General features: G+C 29.8%; 22 protein-coding genes and 1 pseudogene. 16 read left to right on the top strand and 7 right to left on the bottom strand.

The window, feature by feature from the left end; genetic code table 11:
- Nucleotides 1-15: 15 nt before the first annotated feature.
- A complete protein-coding gene (locus K0040_RS11605) occupies nt 16-342 on the top strand; it encodes a DegV family protein (RefSeq protein ID WP_265588874.1) in 327 nt (108 codons plus the stop codon).
- Nucleotides 343-461: 119 nt separating this feature from the next.
- On the opposite strand, the gene rd is transcribed toward K0040_RS11605, so the two are convergent.
- Nucleotides 462-623 carry a rubredoxin gene (gene rd / locus K0040_RS11600; RefSeq protein WP_228103359.1) on the bottom strand — a complete coding sequence of 54 codons (162 nt, stop codon included), beginning with the start codon at nt 621-623 and terminating at the stop codon, nt 462-464.
- A 261-nt stretch (nt 624-884) separates the two neighbouring features.
- On the opposite strand from rd, the gene K0040_RS11595 reads away from it, so the two are divergent.
- The 7 genes from K0040_RS11595 to K0040_RS11565 all read left to right on the top strand — a co-directional run bounded on the left by K0040_RS11595 (nt 885) and on the right by K0040_RS11565 (nt 10,315).
- The gene (locus K0040_RS11595; protein ID WP_074917388.1) at nt 885-1,589 is read left to right on the top strand and encodes a FadR/GntR family transcriptional regulator; all 705 of its coding nucleotides are present in this window, start codon (nt 885-887) and stop codon (nt 1,587-1,589) included.
- A 154-nt stretch (nt 1,590-1,743) separates the two neighbouring features.
- Nucleotides 1,744-3,318 (top strand): L-lactate permease, encoded by a 1,575-nt coding sequence (locus tag K0040_RS11590; protein ID WP_228108959.1) that lies wholly within the window; start codon nt 1,744-1,746, stop codon nt 3,316-3,318.
- A gap of 19 nt (nt 3,319-3,337) precedes the next feature.
- On the top strand, nt 3,338-4,612 hold the full coding sequence (gene larA, locus K0040_RS11585; protein WP_228108958.1) for a nickel-dependent lactate racemase: 1,275 nt from the start codon (nt 3,338-3,340) through the stop codon (nt 4,610-4,612).
- 76 nt (nt 4,613-4,688) lie between these two features.
- Nucleotides 4,689-5,477, top strand: coding sequence for an electron transfer flavoprotein subunit beta/FixA family protein (locus tag K0040_RS11580; RefSeq protein WP_228108957.1), 789 nt, complete (start codon nt 4,689-4,691; stop codon nt 5,475-5,477).
- A gap of 15 nt (nt 5,478-5,492) precedes the next feature.
- Nucleotides 5,493-6,713, top strand: a complete 1,221-nt coding sequence (locus tag K0040_RS11575; RefSeq protein ID WP_228108956.1) for an electron transfer flavoprotein subunit alpha — start codon at nt 5,493-5,495, stop codon at nt 6,711-6,713.
- Between the two features lie 19 nt (nt 6,714-6,732).
- A complete protein-coding gene (locus K0040_RS11570; protein WP_228108955.1) occupies nt 6,733-8,121 on the top strand; it encodes an FAD-binding oxidoreductase in 1,389 nt (462 codons plus the stop codon).
- Between the two features lie 214 nt (nt 8,122-8,335).
- On the top strand, nt 8,336-10,315 hold the full coding sequence (locus tag K0040_RS11565) for an N-acetylmuramoyl-L-alanine amidase family protein (RefSeq protein ID WP_228108954.1): 1,980 nt from the start codon (nt 8,336-8,338) through the stop codon (nt 10,313-10,315).
- Between the two features lie 54 nt (nt 10,316-10,369).
- Here the strand turns inward: K0040_RS11565 and K0040_RS11560 are convergent, their stop codons facing one another.
- From K0040_RS11560 to K0040_RS11550, 3 genes are all read right to left on the bottom strand, one after another.
- Nucleotides 10,370-11,539, bottom strand: coding sequence for a M20 family metallopeptidase (locus K0040_RS11560; RefSeq protein WP_228108953.1), 1,170 nt, complete (start codon nt 11,537-11,539; stop codon nt 10,370-10,372).
- A gap of 115 nt (nt 11,540-11,654) precedes the next feature.
- Entirely contained in the window at nt 11,655-13,232 is a 1,578-nt protein-coding gene (locus K0040_RS11555) for an AbgT family transporter (RefSeq protein ID WP_331476299.1), read from the bottom strand.
- A 16-nt stretch (nt 13,233-13,248) separates the two neighbouring features.
- Entirely contained in the window at nt 13,249-14,439 is a 1,191-nt protein-coding gene (locus K0040_RS11550) for a M20 metallopeptidase family protein (RefSeq protein WP_228108952.1), read from the bottom strand.
- Nucleotides 14,440-14,666: 227 nt separating this feature from the next.
- Between K0040_RS11550 and K0040_RS11545 the strand changes: the two genes are divergently transcribed.
- Nucleotides 14,667-16,340, top strand: coding sequence for a MutS-related protein (locus K0040_RS11545; RefSeq protein WP_228108951.1), 1,674 nt, complete (start codon nt 14,667-14,669; stop codon nt 16,338-16,340).
- A gap of 44 nt (nt 16,341-16,384) precedes the next feature.
- Here the strand turns inward: K0040_RS11545 and K0040_RS11540 are convergent, their stop codons facing one another.
- On the bottom strand, nt 16,385-16,957 hold the full coding sequence (locus tag K0040_RS11540; protein ID WP_228108950.1) for a helix-turn-helix domain-containing protein: 573 nt from the start codon (nt 16,955-16,957) through the stop codon (nt 16,385-16,387).
- A 210-nt stretch (nt 16,958-17,167) separates the two neighbouring features.
- Between K0040_RS11540 and K0040_RS11535 the strand changes: the two genes are divergently transcribed.
- The 4 genes from K0040_RS11535 (at nt 17,168) to ppnP (ending at nt 21,798) form a co-directional block, all read left to right on the top strand.
- The gene (locus K0040_RS11535; RefSeq protein WP_228108949.1) at nt 17,168-18,079 is read left to right on the top strand and encodes a trans-4-hydroxy-L-proline dehydratase activase; all 912 of its coding nucleotides are present in this window, start codon (nt 17,168-17,170) and stop codon (nt 18,077-18,079) included.
- A 3-nt stretch (nt 18,080-18,082) separates the two neighbouring features.
- The gene (gene hypD, locus K0040_RS11530; protein WP_228108948.1) at nt 18,083-20,452 is read left to right on the top strand and encodes a trans-4-hydroxy-L-proline dehydratase; all 2,370 of its coding nucleotides are present in this window, start codon (nt 18,083-18,085) and stop codon (nt 20,450-20,452) included.
- Between the two features lie 192 nt (nt 20,453-20,644).
- Nucleotides 20,645-21,445, top strand: a complete 801-nt coding sequence (proC, locus tag K0040_RS11525) for a pyrroline-5-carboxylate reductase (RefSeq protein ID WP_228108947.1) — start codon at nt 20,645-20,647, stop codon at nt 21,443-21,445.
- 38 nt (nt 21,446-21,483) lie between these two features.
- Nucleotides 21,484-21,798, top strand: coding sequence for a pyrimidine/purine nucleoside phosphorylase (gene ppnP / locus K0040_RS11520; RefSeq protein ID WP_265588873.1), 315 nt, complete (start codon nt 21,484-21,486; stop codon nt 21,796-21,798).
- Here ppnP and K0040_RS11515 read toward each other — a convergent pair.
- Nucleotides 21,783-22,589: pseudogene (locus tag K0040_RS11515) on the bottom strand (Mbeg1-like protein). The gene ppnP and the pseudogene K0040_RS11515 sit on opposite strands and share 16 nt — an antisense overlap.
- 357 nt (nt 22,590-22,946) lie before the next feature.
- On the opposite strand from K0040_RS11515, the gene K0040_RS11510 reads away from it, so the two are divergent.
- From K0040_RS11510 to K0040_RS11500, 3 genes are all read left to right on the top strand, one after another.
- The gene (locus K0040_RS11510; RefSeq protein ID WP_228108946.1) at nt 22,947-23,798 is read left to right on the top strand and encodes an AraC family transcriptional regulator; all 852 of its coding nucleotides are present in this window, start codon (nt 22,947-22,949) and stop codon (nt 23,796-23,798) included.
- Nucleotides 23,799-24,100: 302 nt separating this feature from the next.
- Nucleotides 24,101-24,370 (top strand): hypothetical protein, encoded by a 270-nt coding sequence (locus K0040_RS11505; protein ID WP_228108945.1) that lies wholly within the window; start codon nt 24,101-24,103, stop codon nt 24,368-24,370.
- A gap of 172 nt (nt 24,371-24,542) precedes the next feature.
- Nucleotides 24,543-25,064, top strand: a complete 522-nt coding sequence (locus tag K0040_RS11500) for a flavin reductase (protein ID WP_228108944.1) — start codon at nt 24,543-24,545, stop codon at nt 25,062-25,064.
- Between the two features lie 20 nt (nt 25,065-25,084).
- Here the strand turns inward: K0040_RS11500 and K0040_RS11495 are convergent.
- A partial coding sequence (locus K0040_RS11495) for an IS3 family transposase (protein ID WP_228108943.1) occupies nt 25,085-25,437 on the bottom strand: 353 nt, incomplete at its 5' end.

Below are 25,437 nucleotides of genomic sequence, written 5' to 3'. Positions count from 1 at the left end.
CACTTTTTATATTAACTGAACCTTGCAAACAAATATAAGTATATAATAATATATATACTTCCAATACTTACCGTTGTTGACGGTGAAACCTCTGTCTTTAAAAAAGTTAGAACTAGGAAAAAGGCTGTAGATAAGATAGTAGAAACTGTATTAAATGGTCTAGAATCTAAAGGGTTAGGTGATGTTATGGTACATCATATTAATTGTGAAAAAGAAGGTTTCAAACTAGCTAATATTTCGGAAAATAAGTTGGGTAAGAAGGTTGGAGTTGAATCTATAGGGCCAGTAATTGGTCTTCATGTGGGTCCTGGTAGCATTGGTATTGCAGATTATACGAAGTAATAACTACAATTAAACTATTATTTTTGTAAGAAACTGCAAAATATAATGTTTTTGATAAATAAAGTATGATAAAAAAGAGTATATCAAAATTGATATACTCTTTTTAAAATTAATTTTTATTATTCGGTTTCAGAAAACTCGTCTTTGCCAACACCACATAAAGGGCACTCCCAATCATCTGGTAAATCTTCAAATGAAGTTCCTGGATTTATTCCATGATCAGGATCTCCTATTTCTGGATCATAAACATAATCACAAATATCACAAATATACTTTTTCATAATGTATCCCCCTTTATTTAACCATAAATATATTTAATTCATTATTACTCATAATAATATATAAAAATGTAAAAAGCTACAATATTAATGGAAGTATACAAAATACTTTTCATTTATCTTATTAAATTAATATTTTACATAGAGATAAAACAACAATATTATAAATGACGTGACAATTTTTTATACTTGTTTATTTTCATTTTTTTTTAAAATAATATATAATTTAATTATGACAAAATAGCATACAATAGGGGGAATTTTATGTTTAATAGTATATCAAATAAAAAGGTTTATGAGGAAGTAATTGAACAAATACAAAAGAATATAATTGATGGTGATTTAAAAAAAGGGGATAGGTTACCATCAGAAAGAGAATTATCAGAACTTATGAATATAAGCAGGACATCTATAAGAGAAGCATTAAGAGTATTGGAAAGCATGGGAGTAGTAGAAAGTATTCATGGAGAAGGTAATTTTATTTGTTCTAATACAGGAAACTCATTGCTACAACCTTTGTCCATGATGTTTAAATTAAATAATGGTAAGTATAAAGATATTTTTGAGCTTAGAAAAGTTTTAGAAGTAGAAAATGCTAGGCTTGCAGCTATTAGAGCAACTGACATGGATTGTAGAGAATTACTTAGTATAGTAGAAGAAATGGAAGAAGAAAGTAAAGGGAAAAACAGGAATGAAATTTTAGTTGAGTTAGACAAAAGATTTCACAATAAAGTTGCAACCATGAGTAAAAATTGTTTAATAGAAAGTTTATTTAATACAGCATCCATGTTATTTGAAAGATTTATTGAAGATGCTAGATGGGAGATTATTAAAAGAGATACGGCTGATAAATTTTTATTAAATCAGCACTATGCAATTTGTAATGAAATAATTAAAAAAGACGAAAAGGAAGCTTTAAAGGCAATGGAAGCTCACATGAAGTACATTGAAGAAAATTTTGACAAATAATGTTTTAAAATGAATTATGGAAAAATAAAAAATATTGTTAAATTTCAGACTATTATTGTTTTTTGAAGAAAATAGGAATAAACTTTAAGTATAAAAGTGGTAATACCACTGACCACCTTTGGAATGACCAGTATAAATAAGGGGGAATATATTGATGAATGAATATGTTTTGTTTCTTATTGCTTTAGTTCCTATAGTTTGGCTAATAGTATCTTTAGGAGTGCTAAAATTGCCAGCATATAAGACATGTTTATTTACTGCATTTCTAAGTTTACTAATTGCAATAATATTTTGGAAAATGCCTGTTATTGACGGTGTGACAGCGTCAATAGAGGGAATGGCCATTGCGCTTTGGCCAATACTTTTGGTAATAGTTGCGGCTTTATTTACTTATAACTTAGCTTGTGAAACTAAAACAATGGATGTTATGAAAACTATGTTGTCTAGTATAACTACGGATAACAGAATTCAAGTTTTAATTTTAGCTTGGGGGTTTGGAGGATTTCTTGAAGCTGTAGCAGGATATGGAACAGCTGTTGCTATACCAGCAAGTATTTTAGCATCAATTGGTTTTAATCCTATTTTTGCAGCGGTTATATGCTTAATATCTAATACTGTTCCTACTGCATTTGGAGCAATAGGAATACCAGTTACAACGCTAGCAACAGTTACCAATCTGGATGTTGTTCATCTAAGTTTTATCACATCATTACAACTTGCAGGTTTTATAATATTAATCCCATTTTTATTAGTGATTTTAACAAAGAGAAGTATAAAAGCAGTAAAAGGTGTTTTTTTAATTACATTAGTATCTGGGGTATCTTTTGCTATTCCTCAAATTTTTATAGCAAAATACTTAGGTGCTGAACTTCCGGCACTTATAGGAAGTATTTGCTCTATGATATGTACAATTATTATGGCAAAATTTATGAATAAGAATAAGAATAAGAATGAAGAAAAATCAGAAGATTTAACTACAGATGAAGGTGCTGAAGTAATAGCAAAGAAAATATCAGCTAAAGAAGGAATTTTAGCTTGGCTACCTTATATTCTTCTTTGTACATTAATTTTAATAACAAGTCCTTTAGTACCTGTTTTAAATTCATTTATAGGACAATTTAGTAGCAATATTCACATATATAGTGGGGATGTTACTTCTTCAACAAGCTTTTCTTGGATAAATACACCTGGTATGATGATTATAATTGCAACAGTGATTGCAGGATTTATTCAAAAAATAAAATTATCATATATGGTAAGTATTTTTAAAAACACAGTAATACAATTAAAAACATCATTTATTACTATAATGTCTATAGTTGCCATATCAAAGATTATGTCACATAGTGGTATGACTAGTTCAATATCATTTGGACTTTGTGCAATAACAGGAAGCTTTTATCCGTTAATTTCACCCCTTCTTGGAGCTATAGGAACATTTGTTACTGGTAGTGATACGTCAGCCAACATCTTGTTTGGAGGATTGCAAGTAGAAGCGGCTAAGTCTTTATCAATAGATCCTTATTGGATTGCTGCAGCAAATACAGCTGGTGCTACAGCTGGGAAAATGATTTCACCACAAAGTATAGCAATTGCCACTTCTGCAACAGGACTAATTGGGCAAGAAGGAAAGATTTTCAGTTCCACAGTTAAGTATTGTTTAGGATATGTAATTATACTTGGTTTAATAGTATATTTTGGTAGGTTTTTACCTATACTTGGGCTTTAATTTTAAGGGGGAAAGTATTATGACAATTATAAAAGTACCTTACTCAAAACAAGGTATGAATTTAGAAATAGAAGATAAAAACTTAAAAGCTATTTTAGTTTCTAAATCACATGATTTTATAATTACAAAAAGTGAGAGTGAAATTGTAAAGAATTCTTTAGACAATCCAATTGGCACATCAAAATTAGAAGAATTAGCAAAAGGTAAAGAAAATGTTGTTATTATAACGAGTGATCATACTAGACCAGTACCAAGCCGTGTAATAATGCCACAAATTTTAGAAAGAATTAGAAAAGGAAATCCAAGTGCAAAAATTAAAATATTAGTTGCTACAGGATTTCATAGACCTAGTACAAAAGAAGAATTAATTTTCAAATTAGGTGAAGAAATAGTTGAAAAAGAAGAAATTGTGATGCATATATCTACAGATGATGAAGACATGATAAAAATGGGAGTACTTCCTTCTGGTGGAGATTTTTATATAAATAAATTAGCTGCTAAGGCAGACTTGCTTGTGTCAGAAGGATTCATAGAACCACATTTTTTTGCAGGATTTTCAGGTGGAAGAAAAAGCATTCTTCCTGGTGTAGCATCAGCAAAAACTATAATGTATAACCATTGTAGTGAGTTTATAGATAGTGAAAATTCAAGAACAGGAACCTTGGATAATAATCCTATTCATGAAGATATGGTGTATGCTGCAAAAACTGCAAAGTTAGCATTTATAGTTAATGTGGCAATAGATAAAGATAAAAAGGTTATAGCCTCCTTTGCAGGAGACGTGGATAAAGCACATAAGCAAGGATGTGAATTTGTAACTAATTTATCAAAAATAGATAAAGTTCCAGCTGATATAGTTGTAAGTACAAATGGAGGATATCCTTTAGACCAAAATATTTATCAATCAGTAAAAGGAATGACAGCAGCTGAAGCTACTTGCAAAGAAGGCGGAGTAATAATAATGGTGGCAGCCTGTAATGATGGCCATGGAGGAGAGTCTTTCTATGATAATGTGGCTAATGCATCTTCACCAAAGGAAATATTAGAAAATGTTAGAAATGTCAAAAAAGAAGATACTGTCCCTGATCAATGGGAATTTCAAATATTAGCAAGAATTTTAGATAAATTCACTGTAATAATGGTTACTGATGAGTGTGACCCCGAAATGATTACAAGTATGCATATGAAACATGCTTATAATTTTGAAGAAGCTATAAATTTGGCTTATGAAATTAAAGGTGAAGATGCTAAGGTGGTTGTCATTCCAGATGGCGTATCTGTAATTGTTAAATAAAATCATAGTACAGTCGACATACATTTGTTAGCACTGAAGGCGACTTTGTTGCTCAAATAGTTAAGGAGGAAGAAGAATGGAAATTTTAGTATGTGTTAAACAAGTTCCAGGAACAACTGTAGTTGAAGTTGATCCAGTAACTGGTGTTTTAAAAAGGGATGGAGTAGAATCAAAGATGAATCCTTATGATTTATTTGCTATAGAAACTGCACTTAGAATTAAAAAAGAAAATAATGCAACTATAAAAGCAATAACAATGGGACCACCTCAAGCAAAGACAGTAATAAAAGAAAGTTTTTCTATGGGAGTTGATGAAGGAGCAATAATAAGTGATAGAAGATTTGGTGGAGCTGACGTACTTGCAACTTCTTACACTCTATCTCAAGGAATAAAAAAAATATCCAATCCAGATTTAATCATATGTGGAAAACAAACTACAGATGGCGATACAGCTCAAGTAGGTTCAGAAATTGCTGAGTTTTTAAATATACCTCACGTGACAAATGTAACTGAAATAATAGAAGTAAAAGAAAATTCTATAATTGTAGAAATAGATTTGCCAACTTCCATGGAAGTTTGTGAAATAGCTTATCCATGCTTAATAACTGTGGAAAAAGATATATTCCAACCAAGGCTACCTTCTTTTAAATTAAAAATGGCTACTAAAAATAGAGAAATACCAATGTTTACTTTAAATGATTTTAATGATAAAGATGAAAATCATTATGGGTTAAATGGTTCGCCTACTCAAGTAAAAAAGATATTCCCACCTACTCCAAATACAGATAAAAACGTATTAAGAGGAAGTAGTGAGGAGCTTACAGAGGCTCTCTTTAATAAAATAGTAGACTTGAAAATATTATAGAAGGGAGAAATTAAAATGGCTAGAATTATAGTGAATTCTGAGAAAATTACTAACATAAAAGAAGTATTAGAATTATGCCCATTTGGAGCATTGGAAGAACTAGATGGAAAAATTGAAATAAATGCAGCTTGTAAAATGTGTAAAATGTGTGTAAAAAAAGGGCCAGAAGGTGTTTTTGAATTTGAAGAAGATGAGATTGTAGCAATAAATAAAGATGAGTGGAGAGGCATATCAGTATATGTGGAACATTCAAATGGGAAAATTCACCCAGTAACTTATGAGCTGATAGGTAAAGCAAGAGAGTTAGCAGAAAAAATTAATCATCCAGTTTACTGTGTATTTGTGGGAAGTAACATAAAAGATAAATGTGAACCGCTACTTTCTTTTGGTATCGATGAAGTATTTGTTTATGATGATGAAGAGTTAGACAAATTTAGAATTGAACCATACGCTGCAGCAGTGGAAAGTTATATATCAAATATAAAACCTACAATAATGCTATTTGGAGGAACTACTATAGGTAGATCTTTGGCGCCAAGGCTTGCTGCAAGATTTAGAACAGGGCTTACTGCTGATTGTACTATATTAGATATTCAAGAAAACACAGATTTGGATCAAATAAGACCTGCTTTTGGTGGTAATATAATGGCACATATAAATACTCCAAATCACAGACCACAATTTGCTACTGTAAGATATAAAATATTCTCAGTTCCTGAGAAAGTTGAAAAGCCTAGTGGAAAGATTACAATTTGTGAGATTGAAAAAGATAAGTTAAAATCTAACATAAAAGTATTAGAAACAAAAGTAAAAAATAAAGTGGTAGGTATTGAAGATGCAGAAGTTGTAGTTGTTGTAAGCAGAGCATTTAAAAAAGCTGAAGATATAAAAATGGCTAAGAAATTAGCAAATCTTTTAGGCGGTCAATTGGCAGGTACTAGACCTACTATTGAATCAGGATGGATAGATGCTAGAAAACAAATAGGACTTAGTGGTAGAACTGTAAAACCAAAACTTATAATAACTTGTGGTGTATCTGGAGCTGTTCAATTTGTTGCAGGAATGAAAGGCTCTGATTATATAATTTCTATTAATCAAGATGAAAATGCTCCTATATTTGACGTGGCTCACTTGGCATTAATAGGTGATATTTATGAAATAATACCAATGTTAATTGAAAAGATTGAAAACATTAAAAAAGAGAATAATTCACAAGCTGAGTTTGCGCTATCTTAAAATAGTAGGGGGGAATATTATGTATAAAAAATTAGATAAAAATGATATAGAATTTTTAAAAAGTATTTGTAATGAGGAAAATATTATTGTTGGCGATGAAATAAGTGAAGACTTTGCCCATGATGAGCTGGCAGGGGAATTAAAATATCCAGAGGTAATGGTTTATGTGAAAAGTACTGAGCAAGTTTCTAAAATAATGAAATATGCTTATGAAAATAATATACCTGTGACACCTAGGGGGCAAGGAACAGGGCTTTCTGGAGCATCTGTCGCCCTTCATGGTGGAATTATGATGAACATGTGTAAGATGGATAAAATATTAGAACTTGATGAAGAAAACTTAACTTTAACTGTAGAGCCAGGGGTACTACTTATGACTATAAGTGGGTACGTGGAAGAACATGATTTATTTTACCCGCCAGATCCAGGTGAAAAAAGTGCTGCTATTGGAGGAAATATAAACACAAATGCTGGAGGTATGAGAGCAGTAAAATATGGAGTGACAAGAGATTATGTAAGAGGTTTAGAAATTGTACTTCCAAATGGAGAAATAATAAATGTAGGTGGAAAAGTTGTTAAAAACTCCTCTGGTTATGCAATAAAAGATTTAATAGTAGGTTCTGAAGGGACATTAGGAATTGTAACTAAAGCTATTTTAAAATTACTCCCACTACCTAAAAAAGCTATTAGCTTACTAATTCCTTTCCCTGATTTAGAGTCAGCAATAGATACCGTTCCTCAAATAATTAAATCAAAATCTATACCAACGGCAATAGAATTTATGGAAAGAGAAGCTATTGTAGGTGCGGAAGAATTTTTAGGTAAGAAATTCCCTGATAATTCTTCAAATGCATACTTGTTATTAAAATTTGATGGAAATTCTACTGAAGAAATAGAAAAAGAATATGAAAATGTAGCAAAACTCTGTTTAGACTGTGGGGCATATGATGTATTAATTTCTGATACAGATGAGAGAAATGAAAGTATATGGTCTGCGAGGGGATCATTTTTGGAAGCATTTAAAGCAAATAGTGTTATTGATGAATGTGACGTTGTTGTACCAAGAGATAAAGTGGCGGAATTTATAAGATATACTCATGATATACAAAAAGAAGTAGGTCTCAAAATAAAAAGCTTTGGTCATGCAGGAGATGGTAATTTACATGTTTATCCTCATAAAGATGATTTAGCACAAGATGAATGGACAAAGAGACTTAATCATGCTTTTGAATTAATGTTTAGTAAAGCTAGAGAATTAAATGGGGAAGTTTCAGGAGAGCATGGAATAGGATATGCCAAGAGTCCATATTTCTGTGAATCAAAAGATGAAAACTATGTAAATATATTAAAAGGAATAAAAACTGCTTTTGACTCTAAAAATATTTTAAATCCAGGTAAAATTTATTAATATCTATATGAAAAAAGGTAGAGAAGGATGGACTATATAAAAGTCAATCCTTCTCTACCTTTTTAAAATAAAAAAGTAATTAGAAATAGTAAATAATTATTTTATTAATTAAAAAATATATATTTTATTCATTTTTCCGGAAAATTTTACAAATTATGCTTCTATTAAGTCTAATTATAAATTATAATAACTTTAAGGGAAGGGGGATGATATATTGCAAAGTAGTTTTACAAAAGAGTCAATTAAGTTTATTATTTTAGCAGCATTTGCAATAATAATAGTATTGAATCCATCAGACTTTAATTCAAAAAATGAAAATGCTAAAAATGTAAATATAGCGTATTCACAAAATAAGGGATTTGTTAAAAATGGAGGATACACATACTATTATAGCACGAAAACAGGTAAAAAACTCACAGGTCTACAAACTATAGAAGGTTACAGGTATTATTTTTCTAGTACAGGAAAAATGCAAACTGGATTACAAACTATAGACGGGTATAAATACTACTTTTCTACAAGCACTGGTAAAGGACTAAGTGGATTAAGAGAAGTTGGTGGGTATAAATACTATTTTTCAAAATCAACGGGAAAAGCTTTAAGTGGATTGAGAGTGATAAGTGGAAATAAATATTATTTTTCAACAACCACGTATAAAGCTTTAAGTGGGTTGAAAATAATATCAGGAGAAAAATATTATTTTTCGCAGAGTTCGAAAGAAGCCCTAAGTGGATTAATGGAAGTGAATGGAGATAAATACTATTTTTCTAAAACCACAAAATCAGCTTTAAGTGGACTGAGAGTAATAAGTGGAAATAAATATTATTTTTCAACAACTACGTACAAAGCTTTAAGCGGGTTAAAAATAATATCAAAAGAAAAGTATTATTTTTCAGACAGTACAAAAGAAGCCCTAAGTGGATTAATGGAAGTGGATGGAGATAGATACTATTTTTCTAAAACTACAAAATCATCTTTAAGTGGTTTGAGGGTATTAGGCGGAAATAAATATTATTTTTCAACATCTACATATAAATCACTTACTGGCTTAAGACTTATATCAGGAGAAAGATATTATTTTTCTCCAAGTGATGGAAAAGCCCTAAGTGGATTAGTGGAAGTAGACAAAAACAAATATTATTTTTCTCCAGAAACAAAAACAGCTTTAAGTGGATTTATAGTTATTGATAATAACAAGTATTACTTTGATAAATCTTCTAAACAAATGGTATTTGGACTACAAGTAATTGATGGAAAGTATTATAATTTTGATGTGAAAACAGGCATTTTATTAGAAGATGAAAAAGCAAGCGGAATAATATATAAAGATGGTGAGCCTTATCTTTATTTAGATGAAGAAGGAAATAGTAAAACAGGTATGATTACTGTTGAACAAGGAGTACGATATTACTTCTTGAAAGGCGGAGGAATATACAAAGGCCTTAGAACAGTGGGAAGCAAGTTATACTATTTTTCTACTGAAGATGGAAAAGCTCAAAATGGAATTACAAAAGTAGGTTCTGATACATACTACTTCCATCCAAAGTATTTTTATGCTTTAACAGGTCTTCATTCTATATGGGAAAAAACTTATTATCTTAACCCTAATGATTATAAATTGATGAAAAACGATACAGTTCAAATTGGATACTTATTGTTTACAGCTAATGAAAATGGACTTGTAACTGATGTTAAACCGGCAAAAGGATACGAAGACAACGATAGAGCAAAAGGACTTATTGAAGGATTTAAACTAATAGGAACTTCATATGGTTCAAATGATGGTCAGACAATGTGTAATAGATTTGCTGCAACAGTATATCTTGCTGCTGGAAATGATGAACTGGTAAAGTATAGTCAAAATACTGATAAAATACTTTATAAAAAAGCAAGTGAGCAAGCAGAATATGTGCTTAAAAAAGGTTATAATGAAAATATGACAGCTTATAATTTAAAACCAGGAGATTTAATATATTGGGATAATGGTCCAACAGGCCCTGCTGAAGATAAATTTACATTTAATGGAACTGAATATTCAATAGGTCACGTATCAGTATATGTTGGTGATGGTATAATGATAGAAGCAACAAGTCAACCATGGGTAGGCGAAGGTCATACTAGAGTGACTACTTTTGATCCTTCAAGTGCAAAACCTACATCAAATCCAATCATATTTACGAATATGTTACCATAAAAGAAATAGCTATGTTAAATTAATTAACATAGCTATTTTTATATTAACACATAGTTATATATTTGAATTTAAATAATCAATAGCATAATGAACATATAACTTTGTACCTATTTCTAATGCGTCTTCATCAATATTAAAGTTACCACTATGATGAGAGTAACAAGCAGATTTTTCTTCATTTCTACATCCAACAAAAGCTAAAGCACCAGGAGCTTTTTCAAGATAGAAAGAGAAATCTTCACTACCTGTTACTTTTTTGAATTTTATTACTTTATCTTTGCCTACTATTTTATCTGCAGCGATTTGTGCAATAGCAGAGGCGTTTGTATCATTAATTGTTGGTGGTAAAAGAAAATTATAATTTAAGGAAGCTTTAGCTCCATAGCCATTAGCTATATTGTTAATTATATTTTCCATCATGTTAGGAAGTTTTTTCCTAAGGTCTAAATTAAAACATCTTGTAGTACCTTCCATATAGGCATTTTCAGCAATTACATTAAATCTACTACCTGCATTAAGCATACCAATACTTAGAACTAAAGGATGTAGAGGATTGACTTGTCTACTTACTATGTTTTGTAAATTCATTACTATGGAAGAAGCAACAACTAATGCATCAACACATTCGTGAGGGGCAGAACCATGTCCACCCTTTCCTGTAATATTTATGCTAAACCAATCAGCACTAGCCATTCTAGGTCCAGATTCTACAGATATTTTACCAACGTCAATATTTGACCATAAATGAATACCAAAGACTGAATCAACATTATCCATAGCTCCATCTTTAATCATGGCTTTGGCACCTTCACCTATTTCTTCTGCAGGCTGGAAAAATAGTTTTATAGTACCGTGGATTTCATCTTTTAGATTATATAATATTTTTGCGGCTCCAAGAAGCATTGAAGCGTGACCATCATGACCACATGCATGCATCATACCTGGAACTAGAGACTTATATTCAATATTATTTAATTCTTGAACAGATAGAGCATCTATATCGGCTCTAAGAGCTACTGTTTTTCCAGGATGATTACCTTTTATAGTAGCTACTACACCAGTAGAAGCACATGAAACATATCCTATTCCAAATTTATCTAATTCTTCTTTTATTTTTTTTGAAGTATTAAATTCTTTAAAACTAGCTTCAGGATTTTTATGAAATTCCCTTCTTAAATTTATAACATAGTCTTTATTTACTTTAGCCAATTCATTTATTGTCATTTTTATTACCCCCATTTTGTAGGAAATTTAAAGAACTATACCAATCAAGATATAGTTCTTTAGTTATAGTATAAAAGGTCGCATTATATGAGCTTTATTTATGATAAAGTAATATCTACATGTTATAGTAGATCCCTCCACCAGGACCAAGTGGTAAATTAAATATCATAAATACAACCAATAAAATTATCCATGCTAAACCAAATAGTAATGAGTATGGTGTCATACTTGCCATTACTGTACCAATACCTATATTCTTGTCATATTTTTTAGCAAAGGCTAATATAACAGGGAAGTAAGTGAATATTGGACTTATAGGATTTGTTATAGAGTCACCAATTCGATAAGCCATTTGAGTTAGTGCTGGGTCATATCCAAGCATTAAAAACATTGGAACAAATATTGGTGCCATTACAGCCCATTTTGCAGAACAACTACCAACAAATAGATTTATGAAAGCTGCAAATAGAACAAAGGCTACTAAAAGTCCTGGGCCTGTAAGACCGATACCTTTTAGCCATAGAGCACCTTTAATAGATAAAAGAGAACTCATATTAGACGAGTTAAATAAAGCTAAAAACTGACCAGCAGCAAAGGCTAATACTATATAAGAGCCCATACCAGCCATAGATTCGTATAAAATAGATGCTAAATCTTTATCATTCTTTATTCTCTTAGTTATGATACCATAAGTAAGGCCAGGTACAAAGAATATTATAGTAATGATTGGAACCATACCAGCCATAAGAGGAGAAGACGCTGCAAGAAGTGAGCCAGTTTTTGCATCTTTCATAAATGCATTTGGTCCTATACACAAAGCAATAAGAACGATTATACAAATTAATAATCCTATAGAAGCATATTTCATACCCTTTCTCTCCAATGGAGTGATTTTAGAATCAACATCACTATCACTATCTGTAGCTAGATAATCATCTCCCTCAAAACGTGGAGCTAAATATTTTTCTGTGACAAATGTACCCATAACTACAAGTATAAGTGTTGAGACTATTAGGAAATACCAGTTCATCGCAGGAGTACCAGTATAATTGGGGTCAATTATTTGAGCTGCTGGAATTGTAAATCCTGCAACAAGTACGTCTAGCATACTTATCATTAAATTGGCAGAAAAACCTGCAGCAACCCCGGCATATCCTGCAAATAAACCTACAAGTGGATGTCTACCAACACCTAAAAATACAAGGGCAGCAAGTGGTGGAAGAACAACAAAACCTGCATCAGCAACAGCATTTGCCATTATGCCAACAAATATTATTGTTCCAGTAAGTAATTTTTTTGGAACCTTAGTAACTGTGCTTTTCATTACAGTTTCCATGTATCCTGATTTTTCAGCCAAACCTGCTCCAAGCATAGTAACAAGTACTAATCCTAAAGGAGCAAAGCTTGTAAAGTTTGTAACTATATTTGTTAAAAATAATTGCAATTGTTCTTTGCTTAATAAATTTACACCTTTAACTACTAAATTTTTACCAGTTGCTTCATCAATTTGCCCAGGGTGTGTAGCACTAACACCCGATTTTGCAACAAAATAAGATAATATCATAACAACAAACCAAAGTATTACAAAAATAGTAACTGGATCTGGTAATTTATTACCAACCCTTTCAACAACGTTTAAGAATCGCATTAGCAATCCTTCTTTTTTTTCTACATTTACTTTTGCTTTACCCAAGATAATCCCCCCTTAATTAAATTTGACTATTTAAATAGTCAATTGAAACTTGACATAAAGCTTTACAAAGAACTTTCATATTTCTATCATCCCATTGGAATTTTGAATTATGATGAATTACGGGATGATTTTCATCCTCTGCTATGCCAACAAATACGAAGGAAGCAGGAACTTCTTTTGCTAAATATGCAAAGTCTTCACCACCCATAGATGGCTCATTTAGTTCAAAAACATTTTTTTCTCCAACAACTTTTTTTAGAGATGACATAACTAAATCTGTCATAAAATAGTCATTTATCAAAGGAGGAAATTGTTTTATATACTCGTATTTGTAAGTTGCACCTTGGCTAGTAGTAATTCCTTTTAATATGTCTTCTATAGTTTTTTCTGCCCATGTTCTAGTTTTTTCATCGAAGGTTCTAACAGTACCGCCAAGAATTGCTTCTGTAGGAATTGCGTTATGACAATCAGTATTTCCAGCTTTAACATGACAACAAGATAAGACCAATGGATTAAGAGGATTATTTTTTCTGCTTACAATAGTTTGGAATGTATTTATTACTTGAGATAAAATTGGGATAGGATCAATGGAATTTTGTGGTACACCACCGTGACCACCCTTACCTATAATTTTTATATTGAATATATCTGGAGATGCCATCATAGGGCCGTGTTTGATACCTATCATTCCTTTTTTAACTTCTCCCCACAAATGTCCGCCAAAGGCAGCATCAACATGAGGATTTTCTAATATACCTTCATCAATCATTGGTTTTGCCCCACCTTCAATTTCTTCATCTGGTTGGAACATAAACTTAATGTTTCCATGTAAATCATCTTTTAGTTCGCTTAATACCATAGCAGCACCAAGTAGTGAAGCTGTATGACCATCATGACCACAAGCGTGCATGACGCCTGGAATTTTAGATTTAAATTCTAAATTAGTTTCTTCATTTACTCTTAGAGCATCCATGTCTGCTCTAAGAAGTATGGTTTTTCCAGGATATTTTCCCTTCAATAATGCAATGACACCTGTTTTAGCAACGTTGGTTTTTACTTCTAAGTTTAAATTTTTAAGTTCATTGTATACTAACTTAGAGGTGTTAAGTTCCTCGTAACCAACCTCAGGATACATATGCAACTGATGTCTTATTTCAACTATTTTGTCATAATACTTTTCACATAATTCATTAATCTTATTTACCATATTTTCTCCTTTCTATAATATTATTATCAAAATGATAAAAATATGTTTTTTAAATAATAATACTGTTTATAAATCTTATCTATAACAAATAGAAAATATGTATATTTTATGTTTAAAACAAGATTATATAAAAAAATAAAGATATACTAATAAAGATGTACTATTGAATAGATAAAGAATTAAGAATAAAATGTAAAGTTGAGGATTAAAGAAAAATGGAGGTAAATATGGGGGATATAATAAAAATTGTTGCAAGTATAATTTTGATGATTATAATTTGTTCATTGTATGATTTATATTCATTTAAAAGGAGATTTAATAAAAATAAAGCTAAAATAATTGAAAGTTATGGTTGCAAAATAAATATTGAAGATGCGGATTATAAAATGAATAATATTGCTACTTATTTTAAAAATAAGAATCAAAAGAAAGGTATAGACGATATTACATGGAGTGACTTGTCTATGGATGATGTTTATAAAAAAATAAACAATACACAAAGTTCTGCGGGAAGAGAAGTATTATATGATATACTTAGAAATCCTTTATATAGTCTAAAAGAGTTGAAAAAAAGAAATAGTATTATTGAATATTTTATGAATAATTTTGAAGAAAGACTTAAATTGCAATTAATTTTATCAAATTTAGGAAATAATTATGATGCTAATACAACTCTTTGTTTGTTTTTAGAAGAGGACAACTCTAAAAATAGATTGAAATTTTATAAAATATTAAGAGCAATTCCTTTTATATCATTATTATTAATGGTTATAAACAAATCTTTTCTTCTTATAACAATGTTAAGTATAGCATTAAACATATTTATAAGTTTTAATAATAAGAATAGAAAAATCGATGTTAGTGGATTTACGTATATAATTAAAACCATAAATGTGGCATTTAAGATAAAAGATATGAAAATAAATGTACTTGATAATAACTTAAAAGATATTGCACAAGATTTGGAAAAAGTTAAAAAAATTAAGAAAAAATCTATATCTAAAAATCCAAACTCAATATTATCAGATCTAAATTTTTTTAGTGAATATGCTAATATGATTACTTTATCAGAGCTAATAACTTATGAAAAAGTTAAAGAAACTATTATAAAAAATAAAGAGTATTTGAAAAGCATCTACGAATATGTAGGTGGTGTTGATGCTTTAATAAGTATATCTTCTTTTAGAACTTCTTTAGATTATTATTCTAAACCACAGTTTTCTACTAGTACAAAAAAAGAGGATAACATTATTAATTTTGAGGAACTTTATCATCCTCTAATTAATAATCCAGTGAGTAATACACTTAATATAAATAAAGGAGTTCTTATAACAGGATCCAATGCATCAGGAAAATCAACTTTTATAAAAAGTGTGGCTATAAACCAAATTTTATGTCAAAGTATTTACACTTCTTGTTCTAAAAAATATGAAGGAACATTTTTTAATATATACACTTCAATGGCTCTTAAAGATGATGTATTAAAAGAAGAAAGTTATTATATGGTAGAAATAAAATCATTAAAACGAATAATAGACAAATGTGATGAAAATATACCATGTCTTTGCTTTGTAGATGAAATTTTAAGAGGAACAAATACTGTGGAAAGAATTGCATCATCCTCTGAAGTCTTAAGTCATTTAAATAAATCAAATACTATTTGTATTGCAGCAACTCATGATATTGAGTTAACTTATTTATTGGAAAATGAATATGATAATTATCATTTTGAAGAAGAAATTACGGATGACGATATAGTATTTGATTATAGACTCAATAAAGGCAGAGCCAAATCAAGAAATGCAATTAAATTATTAAGTTTAATAGGCTATGAACAGAATATAGTTGAAAAAGCCCATGAAAAAGCAGAAAACTTTGTGAAAAGTGGCAAATGGTTATAGATAAAAAGGATATGAATATCATATCCTTTTTCATTTTAGTGAAATTATTTTTTTAATGGATTAGGAGTATTTACAGTAAGTATTTTTACTAACTTTGATGTATTATTACTCCAGTTATGTGGAGATTCTGATTTTATATGTGCACTATCACCAGGATATAAATCAGTTATTAAATTGTTAACATTTAAAGTTAAAATACCCTCAAGTACATATATAAATTCCTCCCCTTCGTGAGAATATAGCTCTATTTCTTCAGGTTCGCTATACTTATGTGGCATGACTTCTTGTATCCTTGGAAGCATATCATAAGCAAAAGTATCTTTGTTTAAAGTATATTGAATAATCTCAGAATCTATTACAGTGTACTTTCTATCATAACTTCTTGTTATGCAAGATTTATTACTTTCATCTGGATAGTCAAAAAAATCTAGAACATTTGCATCTAAAACTTTTGCAATTTTAGCAAGAGAATCCACAGCTACGCTAGTCATTCCTCTTTCAAGTTGAGATAAAAAACCTATAGATAAATTTGTTTCTTCACTTAAATATTTAAGAGTAAATTTTTTTTCAGTTCTTAGTTCTTTTATTTTTAAACCTATACTAGTATTATAGTTCATTAACTTAACCCCTTTTCCAATTATATTATTAATAATTTAAATATTAAAATAATATAACTAATAAGTCAACTTGTATAAATAAGAAATAATTTCATATTAATAAAAAAATATAAAAAATAATGAAAAAACCAATGACAAATTAATAACAATATACTACTATGAAATTATAAAGGAATAAAATTCATATATATGAAACATAGAGGGGAGGTAATGAAAATACCAAATATAATAAGTATTCAAAAATACTCTATCCATGATGGAGATGGAATAAGGACAACAGTTTTTTTTAAAGGTTGTTTACTAAATTGTTGGTGGTGTCATAACCCTGAAAGTCAAAGTTTTAAAAAAGAAGTAATGTTCAATAGAGAAAAATGTACTAACTGTTTATATTGTACTAAGATTTGTTCACATAACACAAAAGATGAAGAAAGCGGAAATGTTAAATATGATAGAGATAATTGCGAGGTTTGCGGTAAGTGTTTAGATTATTGTGTAAATAATGCTAGAGAAATTGTGGGTAATGATTATTCGATTAATGACATAATGAAAGAAATTGAAAAAGATAGTATGTTCTATGAATCTTCTTTTGGTGGAGTAACTTTATCTGGTGGGGAAGTAATGTTGCAAGATAACGATTTCATAGTTTCTTTATTAAAGAAAATAAAGAGAAAAGGATACAATGTGGCTATTGATACATGCGGTCATGCACCTGAGATTAACTATGAAAAGGTTTTACCGTATGTTGATACCTTTCTTTATGACATTAAAACTATGGATAATGAAAAGCATAAAAAGTATATGGGCAAGGGAAATGAACTTATACTTAGTAATTTAAAATATTTAAGTGAAAATAATGCAAATATTTATATAAGAATTCCAGTTATAGGAACTGTAAATGATGAAAATAAAGATATGGAAGAAATAATTAAATTTTTAAAAGAAAATGTAAGTGTAAAACAAGTGAACTTATTGCCATATCATAACATTGCTAGCAGTAAATATGACAGATTGGATATGCAGTACAAAGGTGAAACTTTTACAATTCCAAGCAAAGACAGAATGAAAGAACTTCAAGAACTGTTTATAAAAAATGGATTTAATAATACAAAAATAGGGGGTTAAACCATGGAAAGAGGAATGAATGAAAGAATTAAAAAATTAAGAAAGCAAAGTGTAGAAGCTACTCCACATATTTACATGGAAAGAGCTGATTTAATGACGGATGCTTATATGGAACATGAAGGATCTGTTTCTATTCCAGAAATGAGAGCTTTAGCTTTTAAACACTTTATGGAAAATAAAACACTTTGTATCAATGAAGGAGAATTAATAGTTGGAGAAAAAGGTGATTCACCTCAATCATCACCATCTTTCCCAGAACTTTGTTGCCATACCTTAGAAGACATGAAAGTTATGAATGATAGAGACTTAATTTTCTTCAAAGTTACTGAAGAAGATATGAAATTACAAGAAGAAAAAATAATACCTTTCTGGGAAAAACGTTCAATAAGACATAAAATTTTAAATGCTATGACTGATGAGTGGAAGACTTGTTATGAAAATGGTATTTTCACTGAATTTATGGAACAACGTGGACCAGGACATACTGTTGGTTCAAAAAAAATCTATGAAAAGGGATTTTTAGATTACAAAGCAGATATTAAAGCAGCTAAAGAAAAAATAGATTATTTTAATGATAAAGAAGCTATAGACAAATTAGCTCAATTAAATGCAATGGATATATGTTGTGATGCAATAATAATTTTAGGTGAAAGATATGCAGCGTATGCTAGAGAGCTAGCAGAAGTTGAAACTGATCCAGCAAGAAAAGAAGAGTTATTACAAATAGCAGCTAACTGTGATGTTGTACCTGCTCATAAGCCTAAGACTTATTGGCAAGCAATACAAATGTACTGGTTTGTGCATTTAGGGGTAACTACTGAATTAAACCCATGGGATGCATACAGTCCAGGAAGATTAGATCAACACTTATATCCATTTTATGAAAAAGATGTTGAAGCTGGAGATTTAGATGATGAAAAAGCTTTAGAGCTATTGGAAAACTTATGGGTTAAATTTAACAACCAACCAGCACCACCTAAAGTAGGTATAACATTAAAAGAAAGTGGAACTTACACTGATTTTGCAAATATAAATACTGGTGGTATTACTGAAGATGGTAAAGATGGAGTTAACGAAGTTTCTTATTTAATACTTGATTGTATGGACGAAATGAAATTATTACAACCAAGTTCAAACGTACAAATTAGTAAAAAAACTCCTCGTAAATTCTTAAAAAAAGCTTGTGAAATCTCAAGAAAAGGATGGGGTCAACCAGCATTTTATAACACAGAAGCAATAATACAAGAATTATTAAATGCAGGTAAAACTATTGAAGATGCTAGACTTGGTGGAACTAGTGGATGTGTTGAAACAGGAGCGTTCGGAAACGAAGCGTATATATTAACAGGATATTTCAACCTTCCTAAAATATTAGAACTTACTTTATACAATGGTTATGATAATGTAAGTAAAAAACAATTGGGATTACAACTAGGATATGCTAAAGACTTCAAATCATTTGAAGAATTATTTGAAGCTTACAAGAAGCAAATAGAATACTTCTTAGATATAAAAATAAAAGGAAGTAACGTAATAGAAGAAATTTATGCTAGATATATGCCAGCCCCATTCTTGTCAATAATAACAAATGATTGTATATCAAGGGGTAAGGACTATAATGCTGGAGGAGCAAGATATAATACAAACTATATCCAAGGTGTTGGTATAGGTACAATAACAGATTCTTTATCAGCGATAAAGTACAATGTATTTGACAAGCAAAAATTCTCAATGGAAGAATTAATGAAAGCTTTAGAAGATAACTTTGAAGGCCATGAAATAATCAAGAACTTAGTAAGCAATAAGACACCTAAATATGGTAATGATGATGACTATGCAGATGATATAATGCAAGATGTATTTAACTTCTACCAAAAAACAATAACAGGTAGACCAAATATGAAGGGTGGACAATATAGAATAAACATGCTTCCAACTACTTGCCACGTTTACTTTGGTGAAGTAATGATGGCATCTCCAGATGGAAGACTTGCTCATAAACCAGTTTCAGAAGGTATTTCACCATCTAAGAGTGGAGATACAAATGGGCCTACTGCAGTTATAAAATCTGCATCAAAAATGGATCACTTAAGAACTGGTGGAACACTTCTAAATCAAAAATTCACTCCAGGTGTTGTTGCAGGGGAAAATGGTTTAGATCAAATGGCAAACTTGGTTAGATCTTACTTTGATATGGATGGACACCATATACAATTTAACGTTATAGATAGACAAACATTAATAAATGCTCAAAACAATCCAGAAGAGTATAAAGACTTAATAGTTCGTGTTGCAGGATATAGTGACCACTTTAGAAACTTAAGTAAAGCTCTTCAAGATGAAATAATTGAACGTACTGAACAAGCTTTATAAAAATTTGCTTGACCTGGTCGACTGCGCTTGCGAAATATTTAACATTGTAAGGATATGTCTTTGCTTTTGCTTAAGACAAGTATGTTGTTCAAAATATGAGAGAATAATTTATTATAAATAAAAACACTGTAGTTACTATAAAAAATTTAAATAGTAGCTACAGTGTTCATTTGAGAAAAGGAGATATTTGAAATGAGTAAAAAATTAGGATTTATTGGGGCAGGAAATATGGCTAAGGCTATGATGGGAGGTATCATAAGAAATGAAATCATTCCTTGTGAAGATATTATAGCATCAGATGCTTATGCTCCAAGTTTAGCTGCAGCAAGAGAAAGTTTAAACATTGAAACTACAAAAAGTAATTTAAAAGTAATAGAAGAAGCTGAGGTAGTTGTTTTAGCAGTAAAACCTCAATACTACGCAGCAGTAATAAATGAAGTAAAAGAGCATATAAGAGAAAATCAAATTATAGTAACTATAGCACCAGGCCAAACTTTAGAAAGATTAAATTCTTTATTTGGTAGAGACGTGAAGATTGTAAGAACAATGCCTAATACTCCAGCATTAGTTTGTGAGGGTATAACAGGAGTTTGCCATAATGATTTAGTAACTAAAGAAGAATTAGATTATGTATGTAATATTCTAAGTGGTTTTGGTGAAGTAGAAGTTGTAGGAGAAAACTTAATGGATGTAGTAGTTTCAGTAAGTGGTTCTTCGCCAGCTTATGTATATATGTTTATAGAAGCATTGGCAGATGGTGCTGTTTTAGATGGAATGCCTAGAGATAAAGCTTATAAATTTGCGGCTCAAGCAGTTATGGGAAGTGCAAAAATGGTATTAGATACTGGTAAACATCCAGGAGAATTAAAAGACATGGTTTGTTCACCAGGAGGAACAACTATAGAAGCAGTTAGAGTTTTAGAAGAAAAAGGATTTAGAAGTGCAATTATAGAATGTATGAAATCTTGTGTTAATAAAGCAAGAGGCTTATAAAGTTATTATAGAAATATAAATTAATAAGGGAGAAAATTATGGAATTTAATAATGTAAAAGTTGTGAAAAAGGCTACAGTATATTTTGAGGGAAAAGTAACTAGTAGAACTGTGTATTTTGAAAATGGAGAAAGAAAAACATTAGGGTTTATGATGCCAGGAGAATATGTATTTAATACTGGTGTTGAAGAATTAATGGAAGTTATAGGTGGAGAAATGGATATTTGTTTACCTGGAGAAAGTGAATTTAGAACTTACAAAGAAGGGGATAGCTTCATAGTTCCAGAAAAATCAGCTTTTGAAGTAAGAGTTAAAACTTACGGAGATTATTGCTGTTCTTATAAAGATAAGTAATAAAAAAATGTAATGAGGTTTTTCTCTAATCTCATTACACTTTTTAGTTTATAACCAACAATATCAGTAATAGTTTCACATTTAGTTGAGTTTAAAATATTAAATAATGCCTCAATAAATTGTTTACGTTTTTTATCTGAGATTTGACTAAGCCAAGTATTAAGTGTTTTGTTAACATATTTAGATTTTGAAGATAATTCATTTAAATAAACGAAATCATCTTTTCCAACTTCCCACCAAAAAGGGTCATGTTGAATTATGCCTCCCACGCCACTACTTTTTACAACATGATAATGTTCATGATTTTCAAGTAGGATACCAACTAAAGAAGAGTAAGGAATAGTTTTATTTATTTTATTTTTTATAGATTTGAACTCTCCACTTTTTATAATTTCATCTCTAAAATCAGGACCATCATGGCTATATATTTTTTCAATTCTATGTTTTATATTACTGTTGCAATTCATGACTGAATATACTGAAATGTTGCCACCCTTTGAATGTCCTCTAATATATAATTTATAAGGTAGTAATTTAGAAATTGTATTTAAATATTCAATCCCTTCTAATTGAGATGGAGTAGGAGATACAAATACCATATTAAAATCCTCTTTTCAACCAACTACTGTAGTATCCGTTCCTCTAAATCCTAGATAAGCAAATTCATTGTTTATTATAAATGTTGTGGCAGAAAATTGTTTTTCTTTGCCTACATCTATTTTCCACACATGGTAATTAATTTCAATATCTCTGAACCTTGGACTTGCAGATAAAGCAAACAATTTCAACATAGTGGATTATATTTCTCATAAATAACCTCACTAACAATTTATTTTATATTAATAATACACTCATTAAAATTTTAGATGGTAATTATAAATATTGAATATACTTAGGTTGATTATTATTTAATAAAATCCATTATTAATTATGTAAAAGCATATTTTGTAGAAAGTTTAGACGTTTGCTGTGATTATTAATTTAAGTTTGTAACAGGATGGGATATTTTATAATAATAAAGGATATTATGCGTAAACATAGAATTGAATTAAAAAGTATTATGCATGTAAACCTTTCATTATTGTGCACGAAATGAGAGGCTATTATATTTTTACTAAAATACAATATTAATTAAAGGAGATCAACTAATGGAAGGGTTGGATAAACTAAATGAATCTATAAAATATATTGAAGAAAATTTACAGGGAAATATAGATTATAATAATGCAGCAAAAATAGCATGCTGTAGTACTTATCATTTTCAAAGGATGTTTTCATATATTGCTGGAGTTACTCTTTCTGAATACATACGACAAAGAAAGATGACTCTAGCTGCATTCGATTTACAAAAAGGAGGTAAGGTTGTAGATGTATCTTATAAATATGGATATGAAAGTCCTACATCTTTTAATAGGGCATTTCAAAAGATTCATAATGTTTCTCCGTCTATAGCCAGTAAAGAAGGAACCGTTCTAAAGGCATATCCTCCGATTAGTTTTAAAATTACTATAAAAGGAGTGAAAGATATGGAATATCAACTAATAACAAGAAATGAAATAAGAATAGTAGGTTTTAAAAAAGAAATGAGTAAAAATATTGAAGAAAATTTTCAAGAAGTTCCTAAATTTTGGGGTGAAGTGTCACAAAACAATAAGTTAAATGAAGTAATATCACTTATGGATGAAAATAGCAAAGGAGTACTTGGAGTAAGTGCATGTATGGATATTATGGATAAGTGGGAATATTATATTGGAGTTGAGACAAATAATGAAATAAAAGAAGGTATGTGTGAATATATAATTCAACCGTGTACATGGGCTGTATTTCCTGGGAAAGGAAAGATGCCAGAAGCTATACAAGAAGTTGAGAAAAGGGCAATAACTGAGTGGCTGCCGTCTTCTTCTTATGAATATGCAAATCAACCTGATATAGAGTTGTATCTTAATGCAGATCCATTAGATTCAGTCTTTGAAGTTTGGATACCAATAAAAGAAAAATAAGATAAACCATATAATAAAATACAAAATGTAACAAATTGCAACATGCCTTAGTATAATATAACAAACTTATATAAGGCTGATCCATTATAGTATAAATTTAGTTAAAATAGTAATTTGGATATATAATAAAGGTGGAGGATTTAAAGAGAAAAAGTTATAGTTTATAAAACAGCAATTTAAATATTGCTGTTTTTTTATGAAAATATTTACAGAATCTTTATATAAGAGTAAAAACCTTAATGTTAACTTAATCAAAATATAAATATAATAGTAATATATTATAAAAAAAGGGGTTGAGTATAGTGATTGAAGCTTGTGAAGATGAAAATAGTACAATAGATAAAGCTATTTATTACTTGAAAATAAATAATTATGATTTGCTTATTTATAAAATTAAAGAGGCTATGACTGAGGATTTATCATCAGGAAGAATTCACAATTTATTAGGAATTTATGAAAAACGTGGAGATTATAATAAAGCAAGAAAACATTACAGAGTTGCAAATGACTTAGAATTAACTCTTATTGACCCAAGAAAAAATTTAGAACGAATTGGATATTTTAAATATTAATGTAATGATAAATATATAGATTATGGTGAGTAGAGACGTTTTCCATAATAGTATTTTAATATAATCATTATGTTATATAACTATGTGAATGTTATATAAATGGGGAATATGTATTTTTTATCTGTTATAATTTCTAATATAAATATATTTAACAGGAGGGGGAAAATTTACAATGAATTTTTATGAAGATTTGGGAGTAGCAATGGAAAACCTAAGTAAAAGAGGAGCTTTTCTAACAGTAAAAAATAAAAACATAGTAAACACAATGACAATTGCTTGGGGATACGTGGGATATAGCTGGAATAGACCATTTTTTGTAGCCATGGTTAGACCACAAAGATATACACAAGAGTTAATAAAAGAGGCCAAAGATTATACTATAAGTATTCCGTATAGTGATGATTTTAAAGAAGCATTAACTATTTGTGGAACAAAGTCAGGAAGAGATATGGATAAAGAAAAAGAAGGTAAAATTAAATTTATACCAAGCCAAATTGTTGATTCACCAGTTGTGGATAATTGCGATATGTACTATGAATGTGAGATAAAATATGTTGATCTTATTGACAAGGATAAATTTCCTGAAGAACTGAAAAAGAATTATCCTAAAGAAGATTATCATTATCTATATTATGGTGAAATAGTAAAATCTTATAAAAAAGCAGTGAGTACTAGTTATGACCCTGTCAAGTAGACACTCATAAAAAAGGCACTTTAAGCGGCATGTGTTCGGTATTCAACTGGACTCATGCCATTTTTTATTTGTACACGTTCGTGATTGTAGAAAGAAATATATTCCTCTATAAGTTTTGTGATTTCTTTTGAATCTCTTGTATCAACTAGATAGACTAGTTCACATTTTAGATGACTAAAAAAACTTTCAATAGGAGCGTTATCCCAACAGTTACCTCTTCTAGACATAGATTGCTTAATTCCATTAATTTTTAACTTATATGAGTATTGTTTTCTAGTATACTGAAACCCTTGATCTGTATGTATTATACAGTTTTTTTGCAAGTTCATATTTAAAAGTTTATCTATTGTATTTTGAACTAATAATGTATCGT

This window comes from Terrisporobacter petrolearius, assembly GCF_020748185.1.
Classification (GTDB): Bacteria; Bacillota; Clostridia; order Peptostreptococcales; family Peptostreptococcaceae; genus Terrisporobacter; species Terrisporobacter petrolearius.
Note: the sequence above shows the minus strand (reverse complement) of the source record. Positions and strands in the feature narration are given on the sequence as shown.